The 25,552-nt window shown below is 58.9% G+C and carries 29 protein-coding genes and 4 pseudogenes; 14 read left to right on the forward strand and 19 right to left on the reverse strand.

Translation table 11 applies throughout. The features are described from left to right. Window positions 1–41: 41 nt before the first annotated feature. Together NDI56_RS16540 and NDI56_RS16545 are read left to right on the forward strand one after the other, a co-directional pair. Window positions 42–194, forward strand: coding sequence for a C2H2-type zinc finger protein (locus NDI56_RS16540; protein WP_310920778.1), 153 nt, complete (start codon window positions 42–44; stop codon window positions 192–194). 352 nt (window positions 195–546) lie between these two features. Beyond that, on the forward strand, window positions 547–681 hold the full coding sequence (locus tag NDI56_RS16545; protein WP_310920779.1) for a hypothetical protein: 135 nt from the start codon (window positions 547–549) through the stop codon (window positions 679–681). 13 nt (window positions 682–694) lie between these two features. Here the strand turns inward: NDI56_RS16545 and NDI56_RS16550 are convergent, their stop codons facing one another. From NDI56_RS16550 to NDI56_RS16570, 5 genes are read right to left on the reverse strand one after another with little or no spacing between them, the layout of a single operon-like run. Continuing rightward, on the reverse strand, window positions 695–1,360 hold the full coding sequence (locus tag NDI56_RS16550) for a cobalt-factor II C(20)-methyltransferase (protein ID WP_310920780.1): 666 nt from the start codon (window positions 1,358–1,360) through the stop codon (window positions 695–697). Further along, window positions 1,357–1,746 carry an iron-sulfur cluster assembly scaffold protein gene (locus NDI56_RS16555; protein WP_310920781.1) on the reverse strand — a complete coding sequence of 130 codons (390 nt, stop codon included), beginning with the start codon at window positions 1,744–1,746 and terminating at the stop codon, window positions 1,357–1,359. The genes NDI56_RS16550 and NDI56_RS16555 overlap by 4 nt, the downstream gene beginning before the upstream one ends. Beyond that, entirely contained in the window at window positions 1,747–2,319 is a 573-nt protein-coding gene (locus NDI56_RS16560; protein ID WP_310920782.1) for a MogA/MoaB family molybdenum cofactor biosynthesis protein, read from the reverse strand. Beyond that, a complete protein-coding gene (locus tag NDI56_RS16565) occupies window positions 2,316–3,620 on the reverse strand; it encodes a GTP-binding protein (RefSeq protein ID WP_310920783.1) in 1,305 nt (434 codons plus the stop codon). The genes NDI56_RS16560 and NDI56_RS16565 overlap by 4 nt, the downstream gene beginning before the upstream one ends. Continuing rightward, window positions 3,620–4,837: a GTP-binding protein gene (locus NDI56_RS16570; RefSeq protein WP_310920784.1), complete on the reverse strand. Its 1,218-nt coding sequence runs from the start codon at window positions 4,835–4,837 to the stop codon at window positions 3,620–3,622. The genes NDI56_RS16565 and NDI56_RS16570 overlap by 1 nt, the downstream gene beginning before the upstream one ends. A 98-nt stretch (window positions 4,838–4,935) precedes the next feature. Between NDI56_RS16570 and NDI56_RS16575 the strand changes: the two genes are divergently transcribed. Together NDI56_RS16575 and NDI56_RS16580 are read left to right on the forward strand one after the other, a co-directional pair. Beyond that, window positions 4,936–5,364, forward strand: coding sequence for a CopG family ribbon-helix-helix protein (locus tag NDI56_RS16575; RefSeq protein WP_417936028.1), 429 nt, complete (start codon window positions 4,936–4,938; stop codon window positions 5,362–5,364). 157 nt (window positions 5,365–5,521) lie between these two features. Next, on the forward strand, window positions 5,522–6,025 hold the full coding sequence (locus tag NDI56_RS16580; RefSeq protein WP_310920786.1) for a hypothetical protein: 504 nt from the start codon (window positions 5,522–5,524) through the stop codon (window positions 6,023–6,025). A 240-nt stretch (window positions 6,026–6,265) separates the two neighbouring features. Here NDI56_RS16580 and NDI56_RS16585 read toward each other — a convergent pair whose 3' ends face one another. The 11 genes from NDI56_RS16585 to NDI56_RS16635 all read right to left on the reverse strand — a co-directional run bounded on the left by NDI56_RS16585 (window position 6,266) and on the right by NDI56_RS16635 (window position 14,117). Continuing rightward, the gene (locus tag NDI56_RS16585; protein WP_310920787.1) at window positions 6,266–6,655 is read right to left on the reverse strand and encodes a CopG family ribbon-helix-helix protein; all 390 of its coding nucleotides are present in this window, start codon (window positions 6,653–6,655) and stop codon (window positions 6,266–6,268) included. 138 nt (window positions 6,656–6,793) lie between these two features. After that, complete coding sequence (locus NDI56_RS16590) at window positions 6,794–7,516, reverse strand: DUF1405 domain-containing protein (protein ID WP_310920788.1); 723 nt, start codon at window positions 7,514–7,516, stop codon at window positions 6,794–6,796. Beyond that, window positions 7,497–8,297, reverse strand: a complete 801-nt coding sequence (locus NDI56_RS16595; RefSeq protein ID WP_417936036.1) for an energy-coupling factor ABC transporter ATP-binding protein — start codon at window positions 8,295–8,297, stop codon at window positions 7,497–7,499. The genes NDI56_RS16590 and NDI56_RS16595 overlap by 20 nt, the downstream gene beginning before the upstream one ends. Before the next feature lie 68 nt (window positions 8,298–8,365). Continuing rightward, the gene (locus NDI56_RS16600; protein ID WP_310920790.1) at window positions 8,366–9,178 is read right to left on the reverse strand and encodes an energy-coupling factor transporter transmembrane component T family protein; all 813 of its coding nucleotides are present in this window, start codon (window positions 9,176–9,178) and stop codon (window positions 8,366–8,368) included. 2 nt (window positions 9,179–9,180) lie between these two features. Then, entirely contained in the window at window positions 9,181–9,495 is a 315-nt protein-coding gene (locus NDI56_RS16605; protein WP_310920791.1) for a cobalamin transport operon protein, read from the reverse strand. Next, window positions 9,495–10,175: an energy-coupling factor ABC transporter permease gene (locus tag NDI56_RS16610; RefSeq protein ID WP_310920793.1), complete on the reverse strand. Its 681-nt coding sequence runs from the start codon at window positions 10,173–10,175 to the stop codon at window positions 9,495–9,497. The genes NDI56_RS16605 and NDI56_RS16610 overlap by 1 nt, the downstream gene beginning before the upstream one ends. Before the next feature lie 126 nt (window positions 10,176–10,301). After that, window positions 10,302–10,712, reverse strand: a complete 411-nt coding sequence (locus NDI56_RS16615; RefSeq protein ID WP_417936037.1) for a CopG family ribbon-helix-helix protein — start codon at window positions 10,710–10,712, stop codon at window positions 10,302–10,304. Window positions 10,713–10,812: 100 nt separating this feature from the next. Then, window positions 10,813–11,598, reverse strand: coding sequence for an ABC transporter ATP-binding protein (locus NDI56_RS16620; RefSeq protein ID WP_310920795.1), 786 nt, complete (start codon window positions 11,596–11,598; stop codon window positions 10,813–10,815). Continuing rightward, window positions 11,589–12,431, reverse strand: coding sequence for an ABC transporter permease (locus tag NDI56_RS16625; protein WP_310920796.1), 843 nt, complete (start codon window positions 12,429–12,431; stop codon window positions 11,589–11,591). Before NDI56_RS16625 ends, NDI56_RS16620 begins: the two co-directional genes overlap by 10 nt. Continuing rightward, window positions 12,428–13,453 carry an ABC transporter substrate-binding protein gene (locus NDI56_RS16630; RefSeq protein ID WP_310920797.1) on the reverse strand — a complete coding sequence of 342 codons (1,026 nt, stop codon included), beginning with the start codon at window positions 13,451–13,453 and terminating at the stop codon, window positions 12,428–12,430. The genes NDI56_RS16625 and NDI56_RS16630 overlap by 4 nt, the downstream gene beginning before the upstream one ends. A gap of 235 nt (window positions 13,454–13,688) precedes the next feature. Next, entirely contained in the window at window positions 13,689–14,117 is a 429-nt protein-coding gene (locus tag NDI56_RS16635; protein WP_276252404.1) for a CopG family ribbon-helix-helix protein, read from the reverse strand. A 248-nt stretch (window positions 14,118–14,365) separates the two neighbouring features. On the opposite strand from NDI56_RS16635, the gene NDI56_RS16640 reads away from it, so the two are divergent. Then, window positions 14,366–14,683 (forward strand): toxin-antitoxin system TumE family protein, encoded by a 318-nt coding sequence (locus NDI56_RS16640; RefSeq protein ID WP_310920799.1) that lies wholly within the window; start codon window positions 14,366–14,368, stop codon window positions 14,681–14,683. Window positions 14,684–14,685: 2 nt separating this feature from the next. Then, window positions 14,686–15,099, forward strand: coding sequence for an HVO_A0114 family putative DNA-binding protein (locus tag NDI56_RS16645; protein WP_417936038.1), 414 nt, complete (start codon window positions 14,686–14,688; stop codon window positions 15,097–15,099). A gap of 53 nt (window positions 15,100–15,152) precedes the next feature. On the opposite strand, the gene NDI56_RS16650 is transcribed toward NDI56_RS16645, so the two are convergent. After that, window positions 15,153–16,295, reverse strand: coding sequence for a Fic family protein (locus NDI56_RS16650; protein ID WP_310920801.1), 1,143 nt, complete (start codon window positions 16,293–16,295; stop codon window positions 15,153–15,155). Between the two features lie 256 nt (window positions 16,296–16,551). Between NDI56_RS16650 and NDI56_RS16655 the strand changes: the two are divergent. From NDI56_RS16655 to NDI56_RS16660, 3 genes and pseudogenes are all read left to right on the forward strand, one after another. Continuing rightward, window positions 16,552–16,932, forward strand: a pseudogene (locus tag NDI56_RS16655) (RNA-guided endonuclease InsQ/TnpB family protein); the annotation flags it as partial. A 528-nt stretch (window positions 16,933–17,460) separates the two neighbouring features. After that, window positions 17,461–17,718: pseudogene (locus tag NDI56_RS21895) on the forward strand (DUF8130 domain-containing protein); the annotation flags it as partial. Window positions 17,719–17,900: 182 nt separating this feature from the next. After that, window positions 17,901–18,731, forward strand: a complete 831-nt coding sequence (locus tag NDI56_RS16660; RefSeq protein ID WP_310920802.1) for a DUF6159 family protein — start codon at window positions 17,901–17,903, stop codon at window positions 18,729–18,731. 868 nt (window positions 18,732–19,599) lie between these two features. On the opposite strand, the gene NDI56_RS16665 is transcribed toward NDI56_RS16660, so the two are convergent. Then, entirely contained in the window at window positions 19,600–20,388 is a 789-nt protein-coding gene (locus NDI56_RS16665) for a hypothetical protein (protein ID WP_310920803.1), read from the reverse strand. Window positions 20,389–20,600: 212 nt separating this feature from the next. On the opposite strand from NDI56_RS16665, the gene NDI56_RS16670 reads away from it, so the two are divergent. Further along, entirely contained in the window at window positions 20,601–21,059 is a 459-nt protein-coding gene (locus tag NDI56_RS16670; protein ID WP_310920805.1) for a DUF8172 family protein, read from the forward strand. A gap of 830 nt (window positions 21,060–21,889) precedes the next feature. On the opposite strand, the gene NDI56_RS16675 is transcribed toward NDI56_RS16670, so the two are convergent. Further along, complete coding sequence (locus tag NDI56_RS16675; RefSeq protein ID WP_310920806.1) at window positions 21,890–22,240, reverse strand: histidine kinase; 351 nt, start codon at window positions 22,238–22,240, stop codon at window positions 21,890–21,892. Window positions 22,241–22,765: 525 nt separating this feature from the next. Here NDI56_RS16675 and NDI56_RS16680 point away from each other — a divergent pair. From NDI56_RS16680 to NDI56_RS16695, 4 genes and pseudogenes are all read left to right on the forward strand, one after another. Further along, a pseudogene (locus NDI56_RS16680) lies at window positions 22,766–23,048 on the forward strand (N-6 DNA methylase); the annotation flags it as partial. Window positions 23,049–23,294: 246 nt separating this feature from the next. Beyond that, a pseudogene (locus NDI56_RS21900) lies at window positions 23,295–23,645 on the forward strand (hypothetical protein). A 171-nt stretch (window positions 23,646–23,816) separates the two neighbouring features. Further along, entirely contained in the window at window positions 23,817–24,509 is a 693-nt protein-coding gene (locus tag NDI56_RS16690) for a hypothetical protein (protein WP_310920808.1), read from the forward strand. A gap of 148 nt (window positions 24,510–24,657) precedes the next feature. Continuing rightward, entirely contained in the window at window positions 24,658–25,497 is an 840-nt protein-coding gene (locus NDI56_RS16695) for a phosphorylase family protein (protein WP_310920809.1), read from the forward strand. Window positions 25,498–25,552: the final 55 nt, after the last annotated feature.

A 25,552-nucleotide genomic window follows, 5' to 3' on the forward strand; every position in this document is an offset into this window, starting at 1 on the left:
AATAACTCTTTTTATGCTATCTCTCTTGAGTTGCTAATGTAATGGCATACCCCTGCTCCACCTGCGATGCACAGTTCCAGAGCGCCGCCGGCGTCACCCAGCACGTCGCGCTCCACCACAACACGTGTGCGGAGTGTAACGAAGAGTTCGAGGAGACCGACGCGCTGCGCAACCACATCCACGAGAACCACTGAACTGTATCTTTTCGACACCGTAATTTCTCTGTTAAGGTCTCTTACCTCGACAGCGGCGTGTCACGATGTCCCGGCTAGAGCGCGGGATGGCTCGTCCGGAATCGGTCTGCTCCGGCGGGCCCAATAACCGGTCGGCAATATAACGCGCAGACGATGTTCCGGATGAAGGTACCGACCGGTGGTTCGTCGATTGCGAGCAGGACGGCTTCGCGTTCACTGAACCAAATCAGACGAGAGTAACTAATCCGGCCCCCTAAATTGCCAAACGTTGCTATCACCGGATCCGTATTACATAAGCGCGAGAAGGGTGCTAACAGGTGTTTAGTAGCTATGGCCCCGAGATACGGTTGCAATGTGTCACTGTTTCAGCGACCTGAGCGAGATGAGCGAGGCAGAGCGAACCGAACTAGTCGAGGAACACTCGACGGACGAACTTCGAGCGGAGTACTCCCCTGAAGAACTAGAGACGCTGGGTGTCACTGCCTGAGACGGACTGTTCCTCACTCGGATTTCGATACGGACCGTTTCTCGGCGTACGCCAGCGTGTAGTAGTCCCGATCAGCTACGTCCTCGGGGTCACTGGTGACGAGCGGCGCTTCTTCGTCCATGAACAGGCGCCGACCGAACGTCACGTCGTATCCTGCTGTCGTTAGTTTCTCGTGAGTCGTGGGCGCGTCGGTGACTTTGAACAGAATCAACCGGTCGGGCCCGACTGGCGCCGCGCCGTCCGTCGCTTCCCGCAGCGTCAGTTCCGCGCCGGCCTCGATATCGACACCGAGGACAGCGGCGAACGCCGTCACGCTGCTGACGCCGGGGACAACCTCGATGTCGACGCCGGGATGGTTGTTGCGAAGGGTCCGGCGCAGGTGGCCGAACGTCGAGTAGATGCAGGGGTCACCGAGCGTGACGAAGGCCACGTCGCCGTCACGCGCTCGTGGCGCCACCTCCGCAGCGGCCGTCTTCCAGGCCGCTTTCAGTTCTTCCGGGTCAGTCGTCATCGGGAAGTCCAGATCACCCAGCTTCGATTCGGGGACGTACTCGGCGGCGACGCGCCGCGAGAGCCGACCCGGCGAGTAGACGACGTCGACCGATTCGAGCCGGCGCCGACCGCGAACCGTGAGCAGGTCGGTCGCACCCGGTCCCAGCCCGATTCCGTAGAGTGTCATTCGTCGTCCTCGTAGCTCTCGACGCCGTCCTGAACCACTTTTTCCGCGAGCACGGCACACGGGACGCGCATCGGCGTCGGCTCGATTCCCAGAAGGTCGAGGGCGTCCTCCCGGTCGAGGTCACGAACCTTCGAGAGCGTCATTCCCGGGAGTTCCTCCGCAAGCAGGCTCGCGCTCGCAATGCTGATAGCACAGCCCTCTCCGGTAAATGCGACCTCGTCGATCGTTTCACCGTCCTCGGCGAGTCTGAGGTCGAACGTGAGTTCGTCGCCACAGGAACTGTTCTCGCCAGTGTGCGAGAAGGTAACCGACGAGAGACGGCCCCACCTTCGAGGATTGCGGTAGTGATCCAGGATTACCTCCTGGTACATACTGGAACCCTGCATCTACGCCACCTCGTGTCGCGTTGCAAGTCCAGCGAGGTGGGGTGCCTCCTCGGTTATCAGCTCGGTTGTCGCGAGTGACACGGCGTTCTCACTCCCTGGCAGGACGAACACCGGAATGTCACGGGCAATGCCTGCCGTCGCACGCGTCGAGACAATCCGACTCCCCACTTCGTCCCAGGAAAGCCAGCGAAAGGCTTCGCCAAAGCCGGGTAGTTCCCGGTCGAAGAGTTCCCCAACCGCGTCGGGGGTTACGTCGTCGGCGGTCACGCCCGTCCCGCCGGTTGTCACGACGACGTCCACGTCCGGCCGGTCCAGACAATCGCTAACGGCGGTCTTGATGCCGACGTAGTCGTCTGGGACCAGCGTCCGAGCCGTAACGACGTGGCCCGCCTCGACGAGGATACGGGCAATAGCGTCGCCGCTGGGGTCCGGCGGTGCCATTTCGACTGTCCCACCACGAGAGGAGGAGACGGTTACGATGGCGACACCGAGCGGGTCCAGCACGTCGTGCCCGTCGGCATCGCTCGCGCGTCGGTCCTCGAGCGGCGGCAGTTCCCGACGGTTTGCAATCATTGGGCATCACCAACCACGAGCCGCTGTTGCATGGGGGGTTTCGACCAGTCCATCGTCCCCGGGAACGGATTGTCGAACACCTCCCAGTCCTCGTCCATCGCGTCAGCGTCGACGAGACAGTCGTCGAGCCCGTCGACAATGGCGGATTCGTCCATTCCGGCACCGATGAAGACGAGTTTCGTTTCGCGGTCGCCCCACTCGTCGTCCCACTGGATATCGGACCGCGATTCGCGGTAGGAGGCCTGTCGAGGCTCCGGGAGCGTCGCTGCCCATCGGCCGTTGACGTCGACGTGAATCTCCGTCCCGGCCTGGCTCATGTCCAGTGCGAACCGCTCGCGACCGGCGACCCACATGTGGCCTTTCGACCGGACGACGGTCTCGGGGAACGAGTCGAGCCAAGCGCGAAACCGCTCGGGATGGAGCGGTCGCCGGCGCTCGTAGATGAACGAATCGACACCGAACTCCTCGGGCGGGTGTAGATGGTCGTGTTCGTCGTCGTGGTCGTGGCCGTGTTCGTCGTGGTCGTGACCGTGACTGTCGGCGTCATGCTGATGTGACTCATGGTCCCCACCAGTCTCGTGGTCGGGCGAGAGGGCCTGCTTCCATCGGGAGGCGTAGCTTGCCTCGTTCCGGTCGAACAGACCGGTTCCGAGGACCCGCTCCGGGTCGACAGCGCTGTTGGCAGTGCCGACGATGTCGATGTCGGGATGCAGCGTCCGGAGGACGCGTTCGACGGCCCGTCGTTCCTCATCGGAGACGAGGTCACACTTGTTGAGCACGAGCACGTCACAGAACTCGACCTGTTCGGCGAGGAGATCGGAGAGTGGACGTGCGTCGTCGTCAGTCGACTTTATCGGGTCGCCGCGGACGAACGCCCGGTGGAACTGCGCGGCATCGACGACGGTGACGGTCGTGTCGAGGTCGTACAGCGTGGAGGCACGCGCCGGTTCGAGGAACCGCTGTGCGATCGGGACGGGGTCGCTGATTCCCGACGCTTCGATGACCAGGTGGTCGAACTCGGCGTCGAAGGCGAGCCGGCGCAGCTCCTGGTCGAGCTCGTTCTGGAGCCCACAGCAGATGCAGCCGTTCGAGAGCTCCGTGATGCCGTCGTCGTCCATCGAGAGTTCGGAGCCGTTCTCGATGAGCTCGGCGTCGACGTTCATCTCGCCGACGTCGTTGACGAGCACCGCGATATCGTATCTGTCGCCGCCCACAGTCAGGAGGTGGTTCAACAGTGTCGTCTTGCCGGCACCGAGCCCACCGCTCAGGATGGTGACCGGCGGCTGGTCGTCGATGCTCATCAGTCGTCGGCCAGGGCCAGTTCGCGCTGGTCGTCCGGGCTGAACGGGTCGGGATACGCGTCCCAGTCCTCGTCCATCTCCGCCTCCGACAGGACACAGTCGTCCAGCCGGTCGGTCAGCGTCTCCTGGTCGAACTCACGGCCGATGAAGACGAGTTCGGTCCCGCGGTCGCCCCACTGGTCGTCCCAGTCCTCTTTGATTCCGGGTCGAGCAGCGAAGTATCGCTCCTGCTCGGCTTCCGGAAGCGTCGCGAGCCACGTTCCCTTCGGCCCGGCACGGACGGACTGGCCCGCTTTGTCGAGGCCCATCGCGACGTCCTCGCGACCAGCCGACCAGAAGAAGCCTTTGGCGCGAACGACACCGTCCGGGAGGTCGGCGAACAATCGGGCGATTCGCTCCGGGTGGAACGGTCGGTCGGCGTCGAAAATGAACGAGGTGACGCCGTGTTCGTCGGCGGCCGACTCGTGGTGGTGACCGTGCTGGAGTTCTCGCTTCCAGCCGGCCGACTGACTGGCCTCGTCGAAATCGAACCGACCCGTGGCCAGTATCTCCGTCGGGTCGACTGCGCCGTGTTTCGTCCGGAGTATCTTCGCCCGGGGCTGGAGCGCCTGTAGGACTGCCTCCATCTCGTCCAGTTCCTCGTCGGGAACGAGGTCGCACTTGTTGAGCAGGAGAACGTCACAGAACTCGATCTGGTCCATCAACGCCTCCTCGGGGACACGATTGCCCTGCGGTTCGATGTCGTCGTCGGTGAGCGCCTGGCCCGAGTCGAAGCCCTGCCAGAAACTGTGTGCGTCGACGACGCTGACCATCGTGTCGAGTTCGTAGACGCCCGTTGGGTCGAACTCCGCGTCCTCGAACCCGCGAGCGAACGTCTGGGCCACCGGGATGGGTTCGCTGATACCCGAAGACTCGACGAGCAGATAGTCGAAGTCCCGCTGGTCGGCCAGCCGGCCCACCTCGTCCAGCATGTCGCCCCGCAGGCGACAGCAGATGCAGCCGTTCGACATCTCGATTATCTCCTCGTCGCTCTGAGAGAGTTCGGACTCGCGCTCGACGAACTCCGCGTCGACGTTCACCTCACCCATATCGTTGACCAGGACGGCGGCGTTCAGTTCCTGTTCGGTGGTGAGTACGTGGTTGAGCGTCGTCGTCTTGCCAGCACCGAGACTGCCGCTCAGAATCGTCACCGGAATCGGGGTGTTGCTCGAAGCCATATCCGAGTTATGAATCTACTAGACTAAAATACTAATTATTATGCTAAACCCGTTTCAGACATAATAGCAATTATCAAAATAGGGTTCTTATTTAGTGTATGAGCATTGTGAGCATCTCGATGCCCGAGGCGCTACTTGACCGCCTCGACACGTTCGCCGACGAGCACGGATACAGCGGTCGCAGTGAAGTCTTCCGAGAAGCCTCACGGACACTGCTCGGAGAGTTTCAGCAGGGAGCTACCGACGGCAGTACCCACTCCTGCACGGTGACAGCAGTGTTCGACTACGGCCAGTCAGCAGTGCAACAGCAGCTGACTGGGATACGACACGAGAACGGCGACATCGTCTCTGGAACGACGCACGCGCACGTCAGTGACGAGTACTGTGTCGAGTTGTTCGTGCTCAGGGGAACTACTGAGGAGATAGCCGGGTTCGTCAATTCGGTTCGCGCGGTGCCCGACGTGCGGACGGTCGAGTACTCGATACTCCCGCTCGGTGTCGAGCTCTCCGAGCAAGCCCTTCAGTAGAGTACGGTCAGCGTGCCATAGAGAGGTTCCGAATCCTGAACCTTACGGCCAAACGGGTCAATACTGGCGTGCCCGATACAGACGAGTGGAGTCAGCACCGGAGATTTATATCTCATATGACGGGTGATTTAAACTTCCGTCATGTACCGGCCACACGATGAGAATCCGCGAGACAGTGCTCGGATACATTCCCATTGTACTCATGCTTGGTGGGGCGATACTGTACTTCGTTCCAGCCACCTGGGTCGAACTACCCATAGAAACAAGCACCCTCGGAATGGCCCTGTTTGCACTCGGTGGGGTGCTGTTGTACGCCGGTTGGTACGACAGGTTCGACATCGAACCAGACACGAGTGCGGATGAAACCACATACAGGTTCGACGCCGAGTCAGACACGATTGGGGATGACACCACATCTCCTGCTCAAACGACTGGATATCTGGCTACGGTAGGCAATTACGGCTCTTGGATACTCGTCTCGATCGGCGCTGCACTAAGTTGGGGACAAATACGTAACCCAGATAAAGTGGGTCTGGTGGACAGGGCACCGCTCGAACTACCCTGGGGGGAACAACCGGTGGTTGGGTTTGTATTTATACTAGCCGGATTAGCGCTGTTCGTTCTCATCCATATAGCAATCCCATTTTTCCAGGGCGATTAGTACGCGATACCGCGTTGACTGTTCAGACTGGCTGCCACAGAGCGCGCGAACGGTTCTATGATAGGCTGCCTCCGTTTCACGGGTTCTGTGCGAGATACGCGCTGTGTATCTTGGACGGATATCGAAACATCCCTCTGAATTGGTAGAAACTCTGTTGGTCAATACGTAGGCCTATCGAGCAACCAACTCAATCAGCTATCGACGAAAGAATCCCGTGAGCCTACGATACGGTGTACGGCGTCAGTGTTCGGCGAGCAGCATCAGTTTGACCCGACTCACGGCATCGAAATCGCGGAGACGATAGGTGAGCCGCCGAACACGCTCGGCTGGACCACGACAGAACACCGTCTCGAGGCACCACTCGCCCTCGTGAATGTGGTTAGTCGTCGTGATGACGTCCTGGAACTGGTGTTGCACGTCGTGGACGTCCTCGATGACGGCCTCGTGGGTGTAATCGAACGCGATGACGACCACGACGTCGCCCTCGATATCTTCGAGTCGTGTGTGGGCCTCGATGTATTCCTGCATCGCTTCACGAACGCCACGTGAGCGGGAGTCGAGCCCTTCGGACTGCCACGTGTCGTCGAATTCGTCGAGAAGCCCATCGGGGATGTTGAGACTAGTGCGCATCAGATGCTAATATGTTTTGTAGATATGTGAATCATTGGTAATCACATCAAATAATTTGTTTCATAGAGCGTAACTACTGTCCCACAGAATCCACGTCTGGCGGTCGACGGGGCGGTCCGTCGTCGATTAGAAACTCAGTTAGCCGTTAGCACGGCCCTTCTGTCGGCTAATAGCCACTGTCAGCGCTGTTGCGACAATCGTGAGCGTCACCGCGCCGGCGGCGGCGATCTCGTGTTCAGGCGAGACGTGTCGCACCGTTCCGTTCACAATCGGTTCGACTGGCAACAGGGTGTGATGTGGGGTCCCGACAATCGGGACGAAGTAGTCGACGAGGTCGTTGAACCCGTACCACAGCAGGGCAACGAGAATCGCCCGACCGGGAAAGTCGCTGTAGCGATAGATAACGAACGCCTGGACGGCCATGCCCAGATGCGAGACGAACAGGAAGGCGTACATCGCGCCCGAGGCGAGCTGTGGCCCGAGTAGCAGTGCTACCGGCGGTGGTGCTGCGACTGTCGCCAGAAACGCGTCGTGAAACACCGTGAGAACGTACGGCGTCCAGAGGCCGAGTTTGATGCAGCCCAAAAACGCCAGCACGTTCAGATATTCGTTCGGCCGCCCGAGTTTGTACAATGCCAGAGAGCAGGCGATGAACAACGTCGCTGTGGGGCTATCGGGGACGACGGGCCATGCGACGACTGGTTCGAGTCGGAACTGCGGGAGATAGTACCAGAAGCCAAACGCCGTCCCCACGAGATTGATCGCGACGATTACCCACGCGTACCGAAGTGCGACCGTCTCGACCCGCTCGGGAAGCGGTGCGAGATAGCGCGGCAGTCCCTTAGTCGTCTCCGCTGCCATCGATAGATTGTATCGGTTCCGAATCAGCAGTGCCGTCCGTGAGCAGTGCGACGAGTTCCGATTCGGTCACTGGCCGGGCGCTCCCGTCGAGCCCGACATCCCGAGCGACACGGACTGGACTCGGCGGGTGGAGGTTCGCGCTCGTCAACAGCGCGTCGTCGTAGAACACCTCCTGAGGTGTGCCGCTCCCGACGACGTTGCCGTCGGCCATCACACAGACACGGTCGGCGACTTCGGCGGCGAAGTCGAGGTCGTGGGTCGACAGGACGACGCTGATACCGTCCTGGTGGATTTGTCGAACACGGTCGGCGACCAGTCGCGACCGTTCGGGGTCGAGTCCGGCGAGTGGCTCGTCCAGCACGATGACGCTGGGTTCGAGGACGAGCACGCCGGCGAGGCCGATGAGTCGTTTCTCGCCGCCGCTCAGGTAGTGTGGGATGCGCTCTTCGAGGTGTGTCGCGTCGACAGTGGCCAGTGCCTCACGGGCGCGCTGTTTCGCTTCGTCACCGGAAACACCGTAGTTCTGCAGGCCGAACATGACGTCGTCGAGCACGGTGGGCGCGACGAGTTGGGTGTCGGCGTCCTGAAAGACGAAGCCGACTTCCTTGCGGGCGTGTCCCTTGTTGTCCTCGGTAATCGGCGTGCCGTCGACGACCAGTTCGCCGTCGTCGGGGACCAGCGTCGCGTTCAAATGTTCGAGCAGCGTGGACTTCCCTGCGCCGTTGCCGCCGACCAGCGCAACGACTTCGTCGGCATAGACGCTGAACTCGACATCGTGCATCCCGACGGTTCCGTCGGGGTAGGTGTGGGCCTCACACTGGAGGTCCACGAGCGGGGTGTCCTCTCGGCTCACACTGTCACCCCGTAGACGGCGACTGCACCGTATCCGACTACGGCGACGTAGGCCCCGACGACGACCGCGAGTTCCGACAACGGCGGCCGCGGCACGTCGCCGTACAGCGTGATGTCACCGTTGTATCCCCGGGATTCCATCGACTTGACGAGCCGTTCGGAGCCCTCGATGGCTGACAGCATCGTCATGCCGAGGATGCGCCCGTATAGCCGTTTGTTCGACCAGAACTCAGAGAGGTTCGCCCCGCGGGAGAGGGCGGCTTTCACCAGGTCTTCGAGCGTCTCGATCATGACGAACGTGAACCGGTAGGTCAGCAGTGCGATCTGGTCGATAGGTCGGGGAAGCAGCCGTCCGAGCATGTACGCCACGTCGGTGTACTTCGTCGTCATCGACGCCGTCAGCGTGAACGTGACGACGGTGAGCGACCGGAAGGTGAGCTCCCCGAACAGCGCGAGCCCGGCCCACGTCACCGAGAGTTCGCTGACCGGGGTCGCGAGCGCACCGCCGACCGGTGTGCCCGGTTCGAGAAAGGCCAGTGGCCCCGCGACGGAGACGATGAACAGCAGCGGCAGGGTGTACCAGCCGACCAGTCGGCCGAAGGGTAGTCCCGAAATCCCGTAGACGAGGAGAACGGCGCCGTAGAGGCCGGCCAGCAATACAAGTCGGTCAGCCACCGTGACGGCGAGTACGAGCGCGCCGACGATGCCGACTTTCGTCCACGGGTTGACCCTGTGCAGTGGCCCCTCACGACGCTCGGCGAAAGCCGTGATGAGCCGTGGGTCTGGGACGTGATTCGAGAGCGTCGTCACGGTTAGCGGGCCGTCTGGTCCCCGTCACCGAGACGGTCGGCATAGACGTATAGCCCGACAGCGACGATAGCGAGCAGGGCGACGAGTCCACCGAATTCGAGCATCAGCCCGCCCTTTCGGATGGGACCGGCGACGACGATACCGCGGCCGAAGTTGACGAGGTCACCGCCGCTCTGTTGGACACCGCGCTGAAGCGCTTGCGCGGACCGCTTGGCCCATGGCAGTGCGCCGCCAGTGGAGCGAAAACCCCAGAGTCCTGCCGCGAAACACACCGCGAGCAGGCCGGCCATGCTGCCGTACTGCTTCCAGCGCTGCATCAGGCGGTCACCCCTGCGGCGTCCTCGCGGCCGTCGCGGTCGACGAGACCCACGAGGTCGGGGCGGACAGACGCGAGGAACTGGACGATGAGGCCGGTCAGCAGACCTTCGACGACGGCGACCCCGAGGTTGAGCCCGACGAGGCCGGCGACGGCGATGGTCAGGTCACCACGCGGGAGTGCACTCCCGTTGACGCCGCTGACGACGATAATCGCGCCCATGATGAAGGCCCCTGCGGAGAGCCCGAGCGTCGCGGCGCTCGAAGCGGACGGGAAGACGTCCCAGTCCATCCCTTGCAGCGCTTTGAACGCGTAGTAGGCGACGATAGCTTCGCTCGCGTTGACGATCGTGTTCGCGCCGAGCAGGCCGACGGCGCCGTGACCGAGCGCCGCCGAGAAGATGTTCACCACCAGCGCGATGAGCGCACCAAGCAGCGGCCCGGCAAGGATACCGACGAGACCGGTGAGGTTCATGTGGATACCGCCCCAGATGGGGATGTTCAACTGGAAGACTGCGAAACTCGCCGCCGCACCGATGCCGGCGAGCGCGATCTGATGTGTCTCGATACCGCCTTTTCGGACCCGATAGACGACAGCGCTAATGAGCCCTGTCCCCAGCAGTGTCCAGAGGACCAGCGCCCACACCGGGAACGTGCCTTCTCCGAGGTGAATGTGTGCCATAGCTGGTTGTTAATCTATACTTCGTATATAATAATCTTGCCTTGCTAGCTCGTGGGAGATAACAAATATGGGCTAACAGTAGCTGGTGTATTGTTATTCGGTGCCGCGATATCCCCGGAAATACGGTTACGCCTCAGCGATTTCCTCGCGTATCAGGTCAACCGGGACAGCGGTGTACTCGACTGAAACGGATTCGTCTGCACCGCGGACTGTGCCGATGAATCGCAGGACTTCGGCGTAGGAAGCCTCGACGACGAACGACTCGACACAGCCCTCGTTGTCGGCCAGACAGTTGTGCGAATTCGACCGAATCGAGCCTTCGAACTCGTGGCGGATATCCATCATCCGCCGCTCGATTGCCGGTTCGTCGTACCCGAACACCGCCGTGACAGTCCCGACCACACGGCGTTCGGCCTCCTCTGTCTCCCGGTACTCTTCGAGCAGTGACTGACACGCCTCACGAATGACCTCGCTACGGCCCGTGTAGCCGTGTTCGTCCGCGAATCTGTCGAGGTCATCCCGGAGGAGCTCCGTCATCGAGGAGCTGACGATGGGCATATATTAAAATATAACTCGAGGATAATAGTCATAGTGGTTTCAAAGCAAGAAGTTAACAATATCTGTCTTTCGTGCTGCCTTAGCTAGTATCGGTTGGCTGACCGAGTTCGGACCGGATGCGTGCGACGTGGTCGACGAACTCGTGGGACGTACGCTCGCGGGGGCGGTCCACATCGACGGTGAGCGTCGATTGGACCGTTCCAGGGTCGTCGTCCAACACCACGATTCTGTCGGCTAGTTTCACCGCCTCGTCGATGTCGTGAGTGACGAAGACGACCGTTTGTTGGGTTTCAGCCCAGATATCGAGCAGTTCCTCGTGCAGTCTGTCCCGGGTTCGGGCGTCCACACTGCCGAATGGCTCGTCCAGCAACAGTATCTCCGGGTCGACAGCGAGCGCGCGAGCGATACCGACGCGCTGTTTCATCCCACCGGAGAGCTCCTTGGGATAGGCGTCCTCGGACTCCGACAGGCCGACGAGGTCGACCAGCTCCTGTATCCGCTGTTCGCAATCGGGACAGTCACACGCGGGCCGGTCGAGGCCAAAGCGGATGTTTCCCCGGACCGTCCGCCACGGGAACAACGCATACTCTTGGAAGACCATCCCCCGGTCCAGTCCCGGCTCTGTGATCCGGTCTCCGTCGACCAGAATCGAGCCGCTATCGGCGTCTTCGAGGCCCGCTATCGTCCGCAACAGCGTCGTCTTGCCACAGCCCGACGGGCCGACGATACAGCAGAACTCGCCCTCCCGAACGGAGAGCGAGACGTCTGAGAGTGCCTGGACGGAGTCGTAGGCCTTACTGACGCCGTCGACGACGATTTTCCGACCGGAATCGGCGGCGTTCGGTGACTGGTCACTCAGCGCCACGCGAGAGCCCTCCGTTCGAATAGCCGAAAACCAACGTCCATCGTGAGGAAGGCGAGGCTGATGAGGAACATATACGCGACGCTGGTCGCCATCGCGAGGTTGTTGGCGGCGTTGATTATCTCGTAGCCGACACCCGGTGCCCCGAACAGTTCGGCCCCGACGACGATCATCCAGCAGCGGCCGATACTAGTCCGGAAGCCCGTCAGCAACTGTGGAGCGGCGCTCGGTAACGCGACCAGCTTCAGCATCGAGAGGTCCCGTTCGACGCCCAGCGTCGAGGCAGCGTCGGTCAGTTCGTCGGAGACGCCCTCGACACCGCCGTAGGCGGCGTAGAAGTTGATCCAGAACGCGCCGACGAAGACGATGAAGGCTGCTCCGGTGTGGTGGATACCGAACCAGACGATAGCGAAGACGACCCAGGCCAGCGGCGGAATCGGCCGCAGTACCCGGACGAGTGGGCGAAGCCAGTCGTCCAGCACGCCGTGCCAGCCCATCGCCAGCCCGAGGCTACTACCACAGACGGCACCCAGCAGCAGGCCCGGGATGTAATGAAACAGTGTCTGTGTGAGATGTGCGAGTCCCGTCGGCAAGACGAGTTCTGCTCCGGCGAGCGGGGCGACGATTCGTGTCGAGGTCGTGAACAACTCGACGAAGGCGCGTGCGGAGTCGACAGGTCCCGGGACCAGGTACGACGGCTGCGTCGTCAGCGCTCCGACCCACCAGACGAGCAGGAAAATCGTGAGGCCGCCAAGACCACGGAGATACCGCCGCACGTCTCCCTCGACGCCCGCGTCCAGCAGCCTCTCGAAACCGGTGTCGGTCGGCGTGCTCATGCGTTGATGGCGTCGTAGGGCTCGAAGGCGAACAGCTCCTCAGTCGGAACCGGTTCGTCGATGTTTCCGACGTTCGCAACGAACTCACCCATCGTCGCGGTCTGGTCGGTGATAGTATACGGGTCCGAGATGAAATCGGAGGCCTGTGACTCCATGGCGGCTTCGGCGAGGTCCTCGCTCACGCCCGACCCGATGACCGATGCGGCGTGACTTGCGGCCGCGTCCGGCGAGTTCGCTGTGAACTCGGTGGCCGCGGTGTGTTGTTCGACCAGTGCTTGTGCGATATCGCTCGCGTCGATGACCTGCTGGTTCGCAAAGAGCACCGTCACCGGATGGTTCTCTAGAACGTTCCCCGACCATGCGAGTTCGCCGTAGCCATCTTCGCGGCCGATTATCGTCGCGAACGGTTCCTGAATTATCGTCGCGTCGATATCGCCCGATTGTATCGTCTGGACCGCATTGGCCGGTGGGACCGTCGACTTGTCGATGACGGTGTCCATCTCCCCTGCATCGAGGGCTTCCTGAATCCAATAACGGAGGACGATATCGGGGACGCTCCCGTCAGGAGGTGTACCGAATCGGATTTTCCGACCGTTCTCTTCCTCGAAGCCCTCGAAGACGCCCGCGCCTTCTTGTTCGTACAGGTCGACGACTTCGTCCGTCCCCATGATCCTGAACCCGTTTCGTGAATTCGCAGCGAGAACACCTGCCTGGGTCCCTCTGTCGGCGAGTACCATCGCTGGAGTAATACCAAAGAGCGCGACATCGACGTCACCACTGGCAAATGCCGTGACGACGCTCGGGCCGGAACTGAATCGCTCGACAGTGACGTCCGCCGGGACGTCGTCGTAGTAGCCCTCCCGTTCCATCACGTAGTGTTGCATGTTCGGGTAAATCGGGACGTACGCGACAGTCAGCGAATCGAGCGAGCTCGCACCCCGCCCGAGACAGCCGGAAACTATCGTCGCAATCGTACTAGCGCCGGCCGTCTGCAGTAGTCGTCGCCGCGTGATAGGTGCCATCAGTGTTGTTAACTCTAACACTCATTCTAATAATACCTGTGATTCTAAACTCTATGTTTAATACAATGGGTGTCATAGATGGCTCGCTCGTTTTCTCTCTATATGGACGGCACACGATGCGGAGAGGACAGCCGCTTTGCCGTTCACTACGGGACTCGTTCACCTGTAGCTGGCAGCGAAGCTACCGCTTAGATATAAGGGCAACTGTAAACGGTCAGTAGCTGCGGCCGGAAAATCAGTTCATGTCGGCGAGCGGGCCGAAGTCGTCGACGGGCAGCACCGAGTAGTCGATAGTCAGCGTATCTTTGGTCGCGCGGATCTTCCCGACAAACGTGGATATCTCTTCGAGCGAGCCTTCGAGGACGAACAGCTCCATGCAGTGGTGGCCACCGACGTGACTGTGGAAGTTCGAAGCGACGATGCCCTCGTGTTCGTGGCGAAGATGCATCATCTTCTCTTCGACGCTCGTCGTCTCGTAGTCGAAGACGACAGTGACGACACCCATGAGGTCTCTGTCTTCGAGTTTTTTGTCCTCGAACTCCCCGAGCAGATTACGGCTCGCCTCCCGAAGGACTTCACTGCGGCCCGTGTATCCGTGGTCCTCGGCGAACTGGTCGATGCGGTTGAGCAGTTCCTCCGGCATCGAGACGCTTACAACACTCATGTAACAACACAGGGCCGCTCAAATATTAAAAGTTATTATAGGCCGCGCAGTGGTTGCGATAATTGCAGGTAAGTCACTTGTCGCGGCTATGAGTTAGCAGTACCCACAAAAACCTCAGGTGTTGCAAGGTTGTATACTATCTTCATCTCCACTGAGTCGCATGTCCACTGGAGTAAAAAGGGTAGTGCCCGTGTTGGGAGATAGCCCAACAGACTTGGGCTGTTGGGAAACAGACCAACAGGTAGTGGATGCTCACAGAGCAACCCTTCCAGTATACCCATGTTGAATCCCGACTTGTTGAGAACGTCGTTGTACGACGGACTGACGATATCGAGACCTACCCATCAGGGTGGAAGTACACGCTCCATCCGGGCACGCTGGAAGATCTGACGCTCGTCAGATACACCAACACACACGAAGATACGAAAGGCCACGAACACCACATCGCCGCTGGTGATGTTGACGGGATCGAATTCCCGGGAATGGAGGAACGCCTCTTCGAGTTCTGGGCAAGCGCGGACGAATATTGGGAAGCCGTAGACGGCGGGCCTGAACGACCATACTGACAATCACGACCACACTCCACATCACCGTCGACGACCGGGAACAGCTACGAGCAGAGACGGTACAGTTCGTGCAGGATGCTGAGGCCGGTGAACAAAGTGCCCACGACGAGAAGCCTGTGATCCAGTTCGGGAGCTACAACGACCTCGTCGACAGTCTCACACCACTGCGCTTGGAACTCATCCAAGCAATTGCCGAAGGGAACCCAGAAAGTATGCGCGAGGCTGCCCGCCTCGTCGACCGAGATGTCTCCGATGTCCACTCAGATCTCAAGCATCTGGAGGCCCTCGGGATCCTCCAGCTCGAAGACGGCGGCCCCAGCGGAGCGATGCAGCCCGTTGTTCCCTTTGACCGCATCGAGATGCACATCGATTACCCGTTCATCGCTAGTATCGATACGACACCAGCCAGTGCGTGAAATGGATCTTGTAAGCAGGACATCAGTAGGGCTGTCCATTTCTCTACCGGCATTCATGGAGATTCGACGAGAGCAAGGATATCTGGCGCTCTGTATACTCTGTTGCGCTCTTTGTCAGTCAATTCCACAATGATTCCTTCGTCGCTGAGCTTCTCAATCGCGTCGTAGACTCCCTGTCGTGAGCGCCCGGTCGCGTCGATGGCCCGTGGGGCCTGCAGATACGGCTCCTCGAACAGGTGGTCGATGACATCGCGGACTGCCGGACTGTTCGGGAAACGGCCTCGGTAGTCCGTACGGAGCGCTACGAGCTCGATGCCACACTGGTAGGCATCGATAGCCTGTTCGGCAATCGCGTTCAGGACGAACGTAATCCATGATTCCCACTCGCCGTGCTGGCTCACGGCGAGAAGGCGATCGAAATACTCTGTCCGATAATGGTTGAAGTACGCCGACAAGTAGAGATACGGTTCTGAGAGCAGGTTCGCCTGGTACAGTTGTAGCATGATGAGGAGGCGTCCTAGTCGGCCATTCCCATCGCGGAACGGGTGAATCGTCTCGAACTGATAGTGTGTAATCGCGATATCGATTAGCGGAGGGTAGCTTCCGTTTCTGATGTACGACACCAACTGATCGAGGAGGAGTGCGACGCTGTTTGGATTTGCCGGAACGAATCGCGCGTTTTCAATGTGGTTGTCTGGGCCGATCATGACCGGAATATCATCGCGAATGTGTCCCGGACGTTTGTTCTCGCCACGGACATCAACTAGTAATGATGCATGGAGATCACAGAGGAGTTCTTGATCGATCTGTCTGCCATCATCCAAGGCATGGAAGCCTGTCCGGATCGCCTCGACGTAGTTATACGCCTCCCGGATGTCCCTCAGATTGGCGGCTGAGCGCTCTGGATCGTCCTCGAGATTATGAAGAACGATATCTGAGACAGTGACGTCAGTTCCTTCGATTTGCGAGCTCATCGCCGCTTCTCGAACGACAAACGGTGCGATAAGAAGATTCTCGTTCTCGATGTCGTCGTGGAGTGTCGAGAGCTGTCCGAGGGCATAGCGCGCATCCCCGTAGGCACGGAGGATATCATCGCTGTATGTGAGCTCTGGTGGGAGTCCGGCAGGCTGGTAGCACGGAATGTCCTCGTAAGGGTCGATCCATCCCGGTCCCTCCTCGAAATCTTCCGGATCCATTTGACTAAGCAACTGTGCCTGACTCACCTTAATCTGTTGAAAAGCATTAAAGAAGATTAGTGAGTTGAAAATAGGGTATTTAGTCAGTCAGGTGGGGTTAGTATTGACTAGTCGGCACAGATCGTGGTCAGTATTCAACTGAAGGGGTAGCGCGGAGTCCCCTTCCTCAAGGAGCGACCGCAGGGAGCGAGTAGGGAGGGGAAGAGCGCGTTCGGAAAGAGTGCGACCATCATCTTATAAATAGCCACATATCTACATTGAAGATGTAGCAGACGACTACGTGCGTCGGACAGCAATCACCCGCCTCTCGGTAGACAGTGAGCAACGCAAGTTGCTTGAAGAGACGATCTCCGAGTGGAAGCGTGGTTGTCAAATCGCCACCGACATGGCGTGGGGCAAATGCAACGTTAAGAGCGACGTACAGCCCCTGGCCTACGACGACGTGCGCGAGCAAACCGGCCTCGGTAGTCAGCACGCGATTCTCGCCACTCACCAAGCCGCACAAGCAATCACCGGTTGTATCGAACGCCGGTCTAACGGCACGAAGGTTAGCAAGCCCACCTTCACCGCGCCCACGGTGAAATACGACACCCGGACGATGACGCTGTTTGACGACGACACAGTGTCGCTTACCACCCAGTTGAGGCAGCTGTCTCTCGTGTGGCAGAGATTTTGGAACAGGAATCACTCACTGGGGAGGGAATTTCTGTTGGACAAGGCGTCGGCAATCTTGCGGAGATAGACATGACAGACACAGATCAGTCCACGGAGACCGAATTCCATCGAGCGACGAAACGTAGCCCCATCGTATTCCATCAGCACCACTATTCAGGTGACGGTGATGTCATTACGTATCCGGCTGTTGCATTCGAGTCTGTGGTCAACGAAACACCACGATCAGTCTCTGTGACGGTCACAGATTTGAATCGGGAGTGTATCGCTGTTCTACCGGTAATGTGTGACCACAGCCGGATCCAAAATAGCTGATTCACTGTCGAAACACGTTGTGAGGTGGATACTCTCAGATTCGGTCACTATGCACGAGCCATCTAGCGCCGGTTTCGTCTCAATCAGCATCTAATAAATCGGATACCGACAGAACCGATCGAAACCGTATGCAGTAGCATCACTGCTGGGGTGCTCTACAGACGAGGGGACTGAGACGGTGTCGTTGGCGATACCAAGCAAAGACACGTGGAAGACAACGCTATTCTCTCCGTCCGGAGAGCGAACCGACCGCGTCGAAGTAGACAGAAGCGGGTCGTCGATGTCGATGGAGAGTTCCCCGATAACACGGACGCTCGAGCCTGCTGAGATAGGCAACAGGCGATACGAACACAGCGGTGACGCAGTTCCAGAGAGGAGCATGTACTGTCTCGTCGAACGATTCGAGAGACAAGCGTCACAGTGTGCGACTGGCGACGACTGGAACAATAGGTTAGCAATAGTATCGGAGAGAAACGGCGGCGGCTGGTTTGATTCGCCGAAAGACAATCCTGATGATAGCCGAGCGCCACACTTTCCGTCGGTTCCAGAACAGCGCAAGACCACGGGGCCAGCGCGGTCAGAGCAAGTATTATCCGGGGCGACTACGCTAAATCAAATATGTCCGGGAAGTTCAGTCGTGGACTCGCCGTTGCTGACGGGAGCCTCGACATGTTCCGGGCGAATCCCCACCTCGCAGTCCTCCCGCTGTGCAGCCTCCTGCTCGTCGGGAGTGGCTTCGCGGTTGCCGCTGGGATTGCCTTCCATTACGGTCTGGTCGCATCGCTGCTCACAAACGACTTCCTGCAGTACACCGCCCTGTTCGTCAGCATCGCGCTCACCTCAAGTCTCGGGACGTTCTTCAACGCCGCCGTGGCTCACTGTGCGTTCCGGTACTTCGACGGTGAGGACCCGACAGTTGAGGAGGGTCTGCGAGCGGCCTGGGAGGCGCGCCGTGCTATCGCTGTCTGGGCGCTCACCTCCGCGACGCTGGGTACCGTCCTGTACATCCTCGACGACAAATTCGGCTTCCTTGGAAGCGCGGCCCGCCTCGTCTTTGACCTCGCGTGGTCGCTGCTGACCTTCTTCGTCGTGCCTGTTATCATCGTCGAAGACACGACGAACATCCGGTCGATCCTTCAAGAGAGCGGTGCCACGTTCAAAGAGACGTGGGGCGAGAGTGTCACCGCATCTCTCAGTGTCTCTCTGGTCACGCTTCCAGTCGTGCTCGTCGGTGTCGCCTGTCTCGCCGGCGCTTATTTTACCACCAACGGCCCGACCGCGTGGCTCTTGGGTACTATCGGCCTGCTCGCTGTCGTCGCCGGAATCGTCGCGAGCCAGGTTCTCGGGATGGTTGCTCGCGTTGCCCTCTATGAATACGCGACCAAAGACCACCGTGTGGGTCCGTTCGACCGGCGAGATCCGAGCGAAATATTCCCTGATTCGCCGTGACAGATATAGCACAACTCTTCTACTGTCGTCCTCATCACGACAGTCCGCGAAACTGTGGTCGTCTTCAACGTCCTCTATCGTGTCATCGCGTGTCTATACAGCCGGTGAGACTACCGTTCAGACTGTCGGTTACGTGTCTCTGATCGAGTGTCTCAACGCTGTGAGCCACATTCCCAGTTCGACGTTGCGGGTCATCATCAAAGCCCCCTGGCGCCGGCCACCAATGGAGTGGTGACACCTCCAGAGAAGACCGATAATCAGAGGTGGCAGGTCTCTACAGGAAACTGGTCGGGATTATCGCCGGATGTCCGACCGAGGTATCCAACAATCAGTACAGAGATTCTACTTTTCAGATTCCGACGAAGTAAGCCCATAGTCTTCCGGATCATACTCATCGGTTACTGATAGGACGAATAGCAGTCCGAACAAAACGATCGAGGCGTAAAATATGTCCAACTGTAGTGGACCGATGGAAATGAAATGTTCTCCCGGGCTGGCGTAGATGACTGTTGCCACAATGCCGGCGATTCCAATAACCGCATAGTGATAGGTATGTATCTTAGTGTATCGCCGGAACCACTTCCCCATACCCATCAAACGGCTACCAGCAGTAAGGCTTCTTCGGCGTTAAGTTCGCACACCTACTGAGCAGCTGTCTCGTCCCAGAAGTGCTGAAATCAACTCTATGAGAACGGTCTATTGACTCCGTCTCTGTGTATTCGATTTGCCCTCGTGTGACTCCCGTATTCACGGTGGCAGCTCTCTCCAGGAAACTGGTCGTGATTATCGCCGCATGCTCAATCGAGTTGTCTAACGATCAGTACAGAGAGTGGACTGTCCGGTGGTCAAACGCCGCGGGTCAGGTCGCTCAGTCGGCTTCCGGGTCTCCGTCGCAGACCTGAAGATACGCCTCGGTAATCGTCGCGATGGTGAACGTGCTCAGGGCCGCAAACAGGACACGGCTGAGCAGTTCGTTGAGCAGCCAGAGCGTGGCGCCGACCTGTAGCGGGGAGAGCAGTACGCTCGGGAGTGACGTAAGCAGGGCCAGTACGGTAAGCAACAGGAGGAGTCCGAAAATCGGAACGGGGGCCTTGCGGAACCGGGCGAGGCTGTTCCGGACCGTTTCGGTGGGTCCGGCCGCCGTCAGTGCGACCTCCTGCCGAAGATAGACGGTAACGAGGAGTATCGGCGCGACCGCGACCGAGACGAACAGCGGGGACCGTATCCCCATCTCGAACCCCGGACCGTACCAGAACATCAGGAGGGCCTGCCTGACACCGTAGACGAACAGCGCGACCCCGCCCCCGACTGCCAGGAGGACACGCGCCCGTTTTTGTAGTGTCGGGGCCGGGCTCTCGGCGAACTGCTGGATGGCCCAGAACCGAACCGCCTCGTGGGAGACGACGGCGGCCACAGTCAGCGCGACGAGCACCGACAACGGCAACTCGAACGCGAGCATGTCGATGTCGAACGGCGGCGTGAAACCCGGAGAGGGCTGGATGCCCGGGACCGTCGCCAGTAACTGCTGGCGAAACGACTGACTCACGGCGTCGTAGGCGACGTAGAAGACCAGTAGCACCGAGAATACGTTGTACCCGGCCGTACTCGTGAGGCCGTCGTAGCCGGCCTGGAGGGCCCTACGGATGTCGAGAGACATACTTGCATTCGGACTCGGGCAGATGTTAAAAACAATCGGTCGCCCGTTGCGACGCTTGGTACGGTGCGGATTTCCCATAGTGCTCGGGCGTGAACCAACGAGCCGATTCTGCTTGACTGGTCGTGCTTCTTGCTGCAATCGGGGACGCCCTCCAACCTGCATCTGTCCACGAAGTCATTTAATGTGCTCTCAGAGAATTGTCCGATAGCAAGATGGGGCACGTCTACTACCACCACCCTGCAGACAAGCAATTCTCTCTCGATTTCGTCAATCCAGACCCCGAAAATCTTGTGTCACAACTGGTTGACTACGACGGGAATGTAGCCGTGAAAGTCACGGAATACGAGCTGGACACAGAGTTCTACGGTGTCTACACATCTCGGATCGGCGGCGGTGCAGTGAGCGAGATCGAACTTGACCTCAGTGACGCTCTTGGGGACATGACTGAGGACAACGGGACGATTGTCGCACGTCTCCTAGAGATATATCGGGCGCTCCTCTCGCAGAATGAGGAAGAAGAGGGATGCCTGTGGAGGCCTACAAGAACATCGATATTGACAACCCCAACGGTCAGTACAGAGCTTGGCTCTCACGACTGGCGTCAAATACGCATCTGTCCGCGCTATTATCAATCTTCCCGATGTTCTTCCCAGAACAGTGTAAGTAGATGAACCTCTTTTGATCTCGGGCGCGCTGCGTATATCACTCGACGAAAATCCGTTCATACAGAAAGCCGGTCCCACTCCGTTTAACCGGGAGATCGTCCTCACTACCAGGTCCTTCGGACCGGTCGTTAGCGAGAAAGCTCGTGGCTCTCCAAGAAGCTGGTCGTGCTGCTCGCCTCATGCTTGACCGAGCAGACCAACGGTCAGTACAGTGTAGCTATTTACCGTGACGAACCAAGCGGTTGAATAGATGAATAAGTTGGAATCCGTTGGTGCCCTTCTTATCGGAGTTGGAGGTATTGGCGGCTCAGTAGCGACAACTCAGTCGTTCTCCGTAGCGGTATTTCCGTCTGTTTCTATCATTGCTCTCGGGATTGCTGTAGCCCTAGTCGGAAGATACAGAGAGTAAACGCTCCGCCAGTACAGAGTGTGTAGTCAACACGTGGTCTCATTTCTTTCAGACACTTCTCCTTGGGTTGAGCATTTAGCGTCTGTGCCAATGTATCTTTGATTCCGCGACCAGAATCACGTGGTAGAGTCATAAACATACAGAAATAGCAGACTGACGATACCGAGAACCCCTAAACCTATGCTGCCAGACTGTGGGACAATTTGAGCGTAAATAAAGACCCCAGTTGCTAAGATTACTATCAATAGGAATTCTATTAACACCAAATGCTTGCGCATTCCGGAGTCCATTAGTTTCCTTAGTGGGATGAATCTCTTTATCGTTTAATATTCCGACTGGAGCGCGTAGTCAGCTCTAGAGAAACGACTTGAAGTGGAGACCACATACGACACGTTCGCCCCGTCTTGATGGGGGATGCCACGATGACTCAGCGCAGGTAGTGGTAGCTCGCGCCGAGGACCAGCCCGAACACGAGGTGCGTGAGCAGGCCCATCAGGCCGAGGTTCGGGAGCGGCGGTGGGCTGGGGAATCCGACGACCGACAGCCACAGCGGCATGACGACACCAGCGGCGACGACCGAGAGGATCACGCCGTACGCGAGACCAAGGCCGACGACGCCGCCCGCCGACTCCGCGACGGCTGCTAGCCTGGGTTGTGTCAACGCCGCGACGAAGACGACGCCGAACACAGCGCTGATCGACATGTGGACGACCCAACCGGCGAGCCCACCGGATAGGCCGACCAGTGCCGGGATTGCGCTCTCGAGGAGAGGCGGCATCAGCAGTGAGAACAATACGCCCATTACGAGCCCGCCGATGAGTCCCGCTTCCACGCCATATTGCCACGACTGGCCGTCTCGTACCGCCTGAGTTCGTTGGAGGCCCCGCGCCTCCTGCTGTGTTTCTTGTACCATTAGAATCACTAAGTCCTAGAGGCGGTAAACCAACATAAGGCGTGTAGATCGTTCAATAAAATTTATCGTGGTGTCGGTCAGCTTACTGAGTCTGGTCTCGACAACGCGGTACCGGAATATCCAATTACCACACCTGTCACGGATATCGAAACGCACCCCTTCAAAAGAGTAAGTTCAGCATCCAGTAGTTGACCCTGCAGTGACGGCTGTATTCTGTACCGAGGGGAGGATCTTGTACTAGAGATTACTACCGTTCTCTAACCGTGGCCGGGCTTTGCTGACTATGCGCTGTGTATTCACCACGACGTCGACGATATCGTATCGCTACTTGAACAGATTCGCCAGCGAGGACATAGTGCTCACACTGTATTCAGCGACTGGGTAGACCTGATGTTGTTCGCATTGCAGCGTCAGGACGAGCCGTGCTTGGGGATCATCGACGACTACTGCGAACCAGCCGATATGGATCGAGGTCAGGGGGAGCGCTCCATTGACTCTTCGCAACGGCGTTTGGGCGACTCCAGGCACAGATGGCTGAGACCAACACTGACGTCGTTAGTGCCGTCTACGAGGAATACGGCCTTTCCAGTGACGCCTTTGGGCAGCACTTCACATCCACTCGGTTTGTGATATGCTGATCGAAATCTCTGGTGCCGCCGGTGACGACCCAGACTGCACTCGATATCAGCGATCCCATTCAGTGCCTCCTGTAGCTCACCGCGTATCGATTCAAGACCTGCGTCCCGATAGATAAACTCAATCTGGATACTATCTTCAGTCACACGCTCTCAGTTCTGTATGTCCCAACTTGCGCCTCGAGTGTCTTCAATTAGCTGACCCACTTTGTTCGGGTCACCGGTATCACTATTAATGAACTCATCCCGATCCTTCGCCACAACAGTCACACCCGGACTGGCAGGTGACCGGTCTGGCGAGGATGCAGAATCACGGCCTGCAGTTCTTCCTCGCCGACGAACCTGCCTTCTGGTACGGGCCTGAGGCAACACTCACGCCAGCGGAGGTGGTGTGCCATACACTCGTCCTCGGCAGTGATAGCCGTCGCGTCAGCTACGCGATGTTGCTTATCGAACAGCTCGGCATCGACTAGGAGTTACTCACAGCTACTGCGTCGTGGTACGATCTTGTAGCGACGGTCGAAGTCCTGTATCAGACGCTTGATGGCGAGACCGCCAGCACGGCCGACGCCGCCGTCTCGCTGCCGAGCGAGATTGAATTTATGCGACTCAAGCAGCAGTACGGGGTCCCATGACTACGTTCACAGGGAGTGAGGCGATTAAAGCCTTCCTCGAGAAGTTCGACAGTTGGCTTGCCCAGCCACTGACGGTGTCCCTCATCGGCGGGTCAGCGATGACAGTGTAGGGGCTGAAAGACCAGACCGAAGATATCGACCTGGCACTGGGTATTGTCTCGGAGTTCGAGCATGTGTGAGACACTCCAAGTACAGGGGTTCACCGTGGTGGGCGAGCCGATAACAGCCTTCAACGACGTCGGGACCACCGTCGAGTTAGAACACACCGAGCGCGGCATCCAGATCGATCTCTTCGAGCGGCAAATCGTCGGCAAAGTGTGGTTCACCGATCGGATGCGCAACCGGGCCGACGTGTTCTGGACTGGGACACACGCGACAGCGTTGCTTCCTGCTGATGAGGATCTATTCCTATTGAAAGCCGTGTCTGGTGGTGATCTGGCGAGCGGTCGACTACGTGACCTTGAGGATATGCGGACGTATGCGCAGCGTGGACCCGACTTCGAGGTAATTCTGAGCGAGATCGGTGAGCAGCGCCCCTTCAACACCGGCGCTACTGAAGCACGACAGATCCGTGACCGATCTCATCCGCTGTTCACTATCGAGATTGCGGTGGAATCGCTCTCGGGCCTGCCGAAATCATTCACGTCCCAAATCGAAGAGTTCGGCACAGAATTCGAAATCGAGTATACTGTCCTCGCCGCTGCCGACGATGGCCTCCGAGACGTGCAGGCGATTCGAGACCGAGTCGCTACAGATGTACGAACAGTGTCAGCCGACCAGACAGCTGCAGTCGACGCTGCTATCGACCGCCTGGCCGACAAGCGAATTTTGCAGCGCGACGGCGACACTGTCGAACTAGTATAACCGGTTCCTGCTGGCGAACCTCACAGTTACCCCGGTCGAGTTTGGCTTCGAGCATTTCGAGCAGTTCGTCTCCCTCCTCTTCCAGCTCGGTAGCCCGTACCAGCGAGACGTCACTGAATTCTTTGTGCCACCCACTGTGAGTAGCGATATGACACTCGCTCCGGCTGTGGTCATTCTGCCAGCATTCACGAATGCGGAGTACACTGGCGACGCATCGGAGGTCGCCCACTGGCACGATCGATACGACTTCGACCGGGAGGTAGAGATTCCGGGTTGCAAGCACGAACTACTGTATGCCAGCGAGTCCGACATCGCCCTCGTCCCGACTGGAATCGGCAAAAGTGAAGCTGCCACGACGGTCGCCGCGCTTGCAGCTAGCGACAGGGTCGCACTCAACGAGGCGACGACACTGACCGTCGGGATTGCCGGCTGTAATCCGGCTGCCGGGACACTGGGCAGTGTCTTCATCACAGACCGGGTTATCGACGGTGATATCAAACTCCGTATCGGCGACACGACGCGTCGGATGCAGTGGCTTGTCGATGAGTACGTCTGGGACCTCGACACCGACCTCGTCGACCGGGCGATTGGGGCCGCCCAAGACGTGGCCCTGGCCGATAGTGAACGTGCCCAAGCGATCCGCGACGACTACGACGACAGCCGGTCACCGAGTGTCGACACGGGAGTGACTGTTTGTGGGGACGAGGTCTACCACGGGACAACCGCAGCCACACAGGTTTCGCAACTGTGTGACTGGTATGGCATCACCGAGTTCGCCACGACAGAGATGGAAGACGCTGGAACGGTGACCGCACTGGAGCGGTTCGGACTCCTCGATCAGTACGTCTCCATCAGAGCGGCGGCGAACTTCGACCGCGAACCATCGGGTGGTGATCCCAGCGAGAGTATCGAGCGCGACGTTTTCGAGTTGGGGACCGAGAACGCAGTTCGCGTGGGCCATGCTGTCGTCCAGGAGTTAATCGCGTGACTCACACCGCCTGACACAGCCTGCATCAGTATTACCAGTCGCGAGCCTTAGCCCG

This window comes from Halomicroarcula saliterrae, assembly GCF_031624395.1.
Lineage (GTDB): Archaea > Halobacteriota > Halobacteria > Halobacteriales > Haloarculaceae > Haloarcula > Haloarcula saliterrae.

Bases quoted from the DNA above. Each gene is read 5' to 3' on its own strand.
- NDI56_RS16540 (WP_310920778.1), top strand. From the start codon at position 42: ATGGCATACCCCTGCTCCACCTGCGATGCACAGTTCCAGAGCGCCGCC.
- NDI56_RS16545 (WP_310920779.1), top strand. From the start codon at position 547: ATGTGTCACTGTTTCAGCGACCTGAGCGAGATGAGCGAGGCAGAGCGA.
- NDI56_RS16550 (WP_310920780.1), bottom strand. From the start codon at position 1,360: ATGACACTCTACGGAATCGGGCTGGGACCGGGTGCGACCGACCTGCTC.
- NDI56_RS16555 (WP_310920781.1), bottom strand. From the start codon at position 1,746: ATGCAGGGTTCCAGTATGTACCAGGAGGTAATCCTGGATCACTACCGC.
- NDI56_RS16560 (WP_310920782.1), bottom strand. From the start codon at position 2,319: ATGATTGCAAACCGTCGGGAACTGCCGCCGCTCGAGGACCGACGCGCG.
- NDI56_RS16565 (WP_310920783.1), bottom strand. From the start codon at position 3,620: ATGAGCATCGACGACCAGCCGCCGGTCACCATCCTGAGCGGTGGGCTC.
- NDI56_RS16570 (WP_310920784.1), bottom strand. From the start codon at position 4,837: ATGGCTTCGAGCAACACCCCGATTCCGGTGACGATTCTGAGCGGCAGT.
- NDI56_RS16575 (WP_417936028.1), top strand. From the start codon at position 4,936: ATGAGCATTGTGAGCATCTCGATGCCCGAGGCGCTACTTGACCGCCTC.
- NDI56_RS16580 (WP_310920786.1), top strand. From the start codon at position 5,522: ATGAGAATCCGCGAGACAGTGCTCGGATACATTCCCATTGTACTCATG.
- NDI56_RS16585 (WP_310920787.1), bottom strand. From the start codon at position 6,655: ATGCGCACTAGTCTCAACATCCCCGATGGGCTTCTCGACGAATTCGAC.
- NDI56_RS16590 (WP_310920788.1), bottom strand. From the start codon at position 7,516: ATGGCAGCGGAGACGACTAAGGGACTGCCGCGCTATCTCGCACCGCTT.
- NDI56_RS16595 (WP_417936036.1), bottom strand. From the start codon at position 8,297: ATGCACGATGTCGAGTTCAGCGTCTATGCCGACGAAGTCGTTGCGCTG.
- NDI56_RS16605 (WP_310920791.1), bottom strand. From the start codon at position 9,495: ATGCAGCGCTGGAAGCAGTACGGCAGCATGGCCGGCCTGCTCGCGGTG.
- NDI56_RS16610 (WP_310920793.1), bottom strand. From the start codon at position 10,175: ATGGCACACATTCACCTCGGAGAAGGCACGTTCCCGGTGTGGGCGCTG.
- NDI56_RS16615 (WP_417936037.1), bottom strand. From the start codon at position 10,712: ATGACGGAGCTCCTCCGGGATGACCTCGACAGATTCGCGGACGAACAC.
- NDI56_RS16625 (WP_310920796.1), bottom strand. From the start codon at position 12,431: ATGAGCACGCCGACCGACACCGGTTTCGAGAGGCTGCTGGACGCGGGC.
- NDI56_RS16630 (WP_310920797.1), bottom strand. From the start codon at position 13,453: ATGGCACCTATCACGCGGCGACGACTACTGCAGACGGCCGGCGCTAGT.
- NDI56_RS16635 (WP_276252404.1), bottom strand. From the start codon at position 14,117: ATGAGTGTTGTAAGCGTCTCGATGCCGGAGGAACTGCTCAACCGCATC.
- NDI56_RS16640 (WP_310920799.1), top strand. From the start codon at position 14,366: ATGCTCACAGAGCAACCCTTCCAGTATACCCATGTTGAATCCCGACTT.
- NDI56_RS16650 (WP_310920801.1), bottom strand. From the start codon at position 16,295: ATGGATCCGGAAGATTTCGAGGAGGGACCGGGATGGATCGACCCTTAC.
- NDI56_RS16660 (WP_310920802.1), top strand. From the start codon at position 17,901: ATGTCCGGGAAGTTCAGTCGTGGACTCGCCGTTGCTGACGGGAGCCTC.
- NDI56_RS16665 (WP_310920803.1), bottom strand. From the start codon at position 20,388: ATGTCTCTCGACATCCGTAGGGCCCTCCAGGCCGGCTACGACGGCCTC.
- NDI56_RS16670 (WP_310920805.1), top strand. From the start codon at position 20,601: ATGGGGCACGTCTACTACCACCACCCTGCAGACAAGCAATTCTCTCTC.
- NDI56_RS16675 (WP_310920806.1), bottom strand. From the start codon at position 22,240: ATGCCGCCTCTCCTCGAGAGCGCAATCCCGGCACTGGTCGGCCTATCC.
- NDI56_RS16690 (WP_310920808.1), top strand. From the start codon at position 23,817: ATGTGTGAGACACTCCAAGTACAGGGGTTCACCGTGGTGGGCGAGCCG.
- NDI56_RS16695 (WP_310920809.1), top strand. From the start codon at position 24,658: ATGACACTCGCTCCGGCTGTGGTCATTCTGCCAGCATTCACGAATGCG.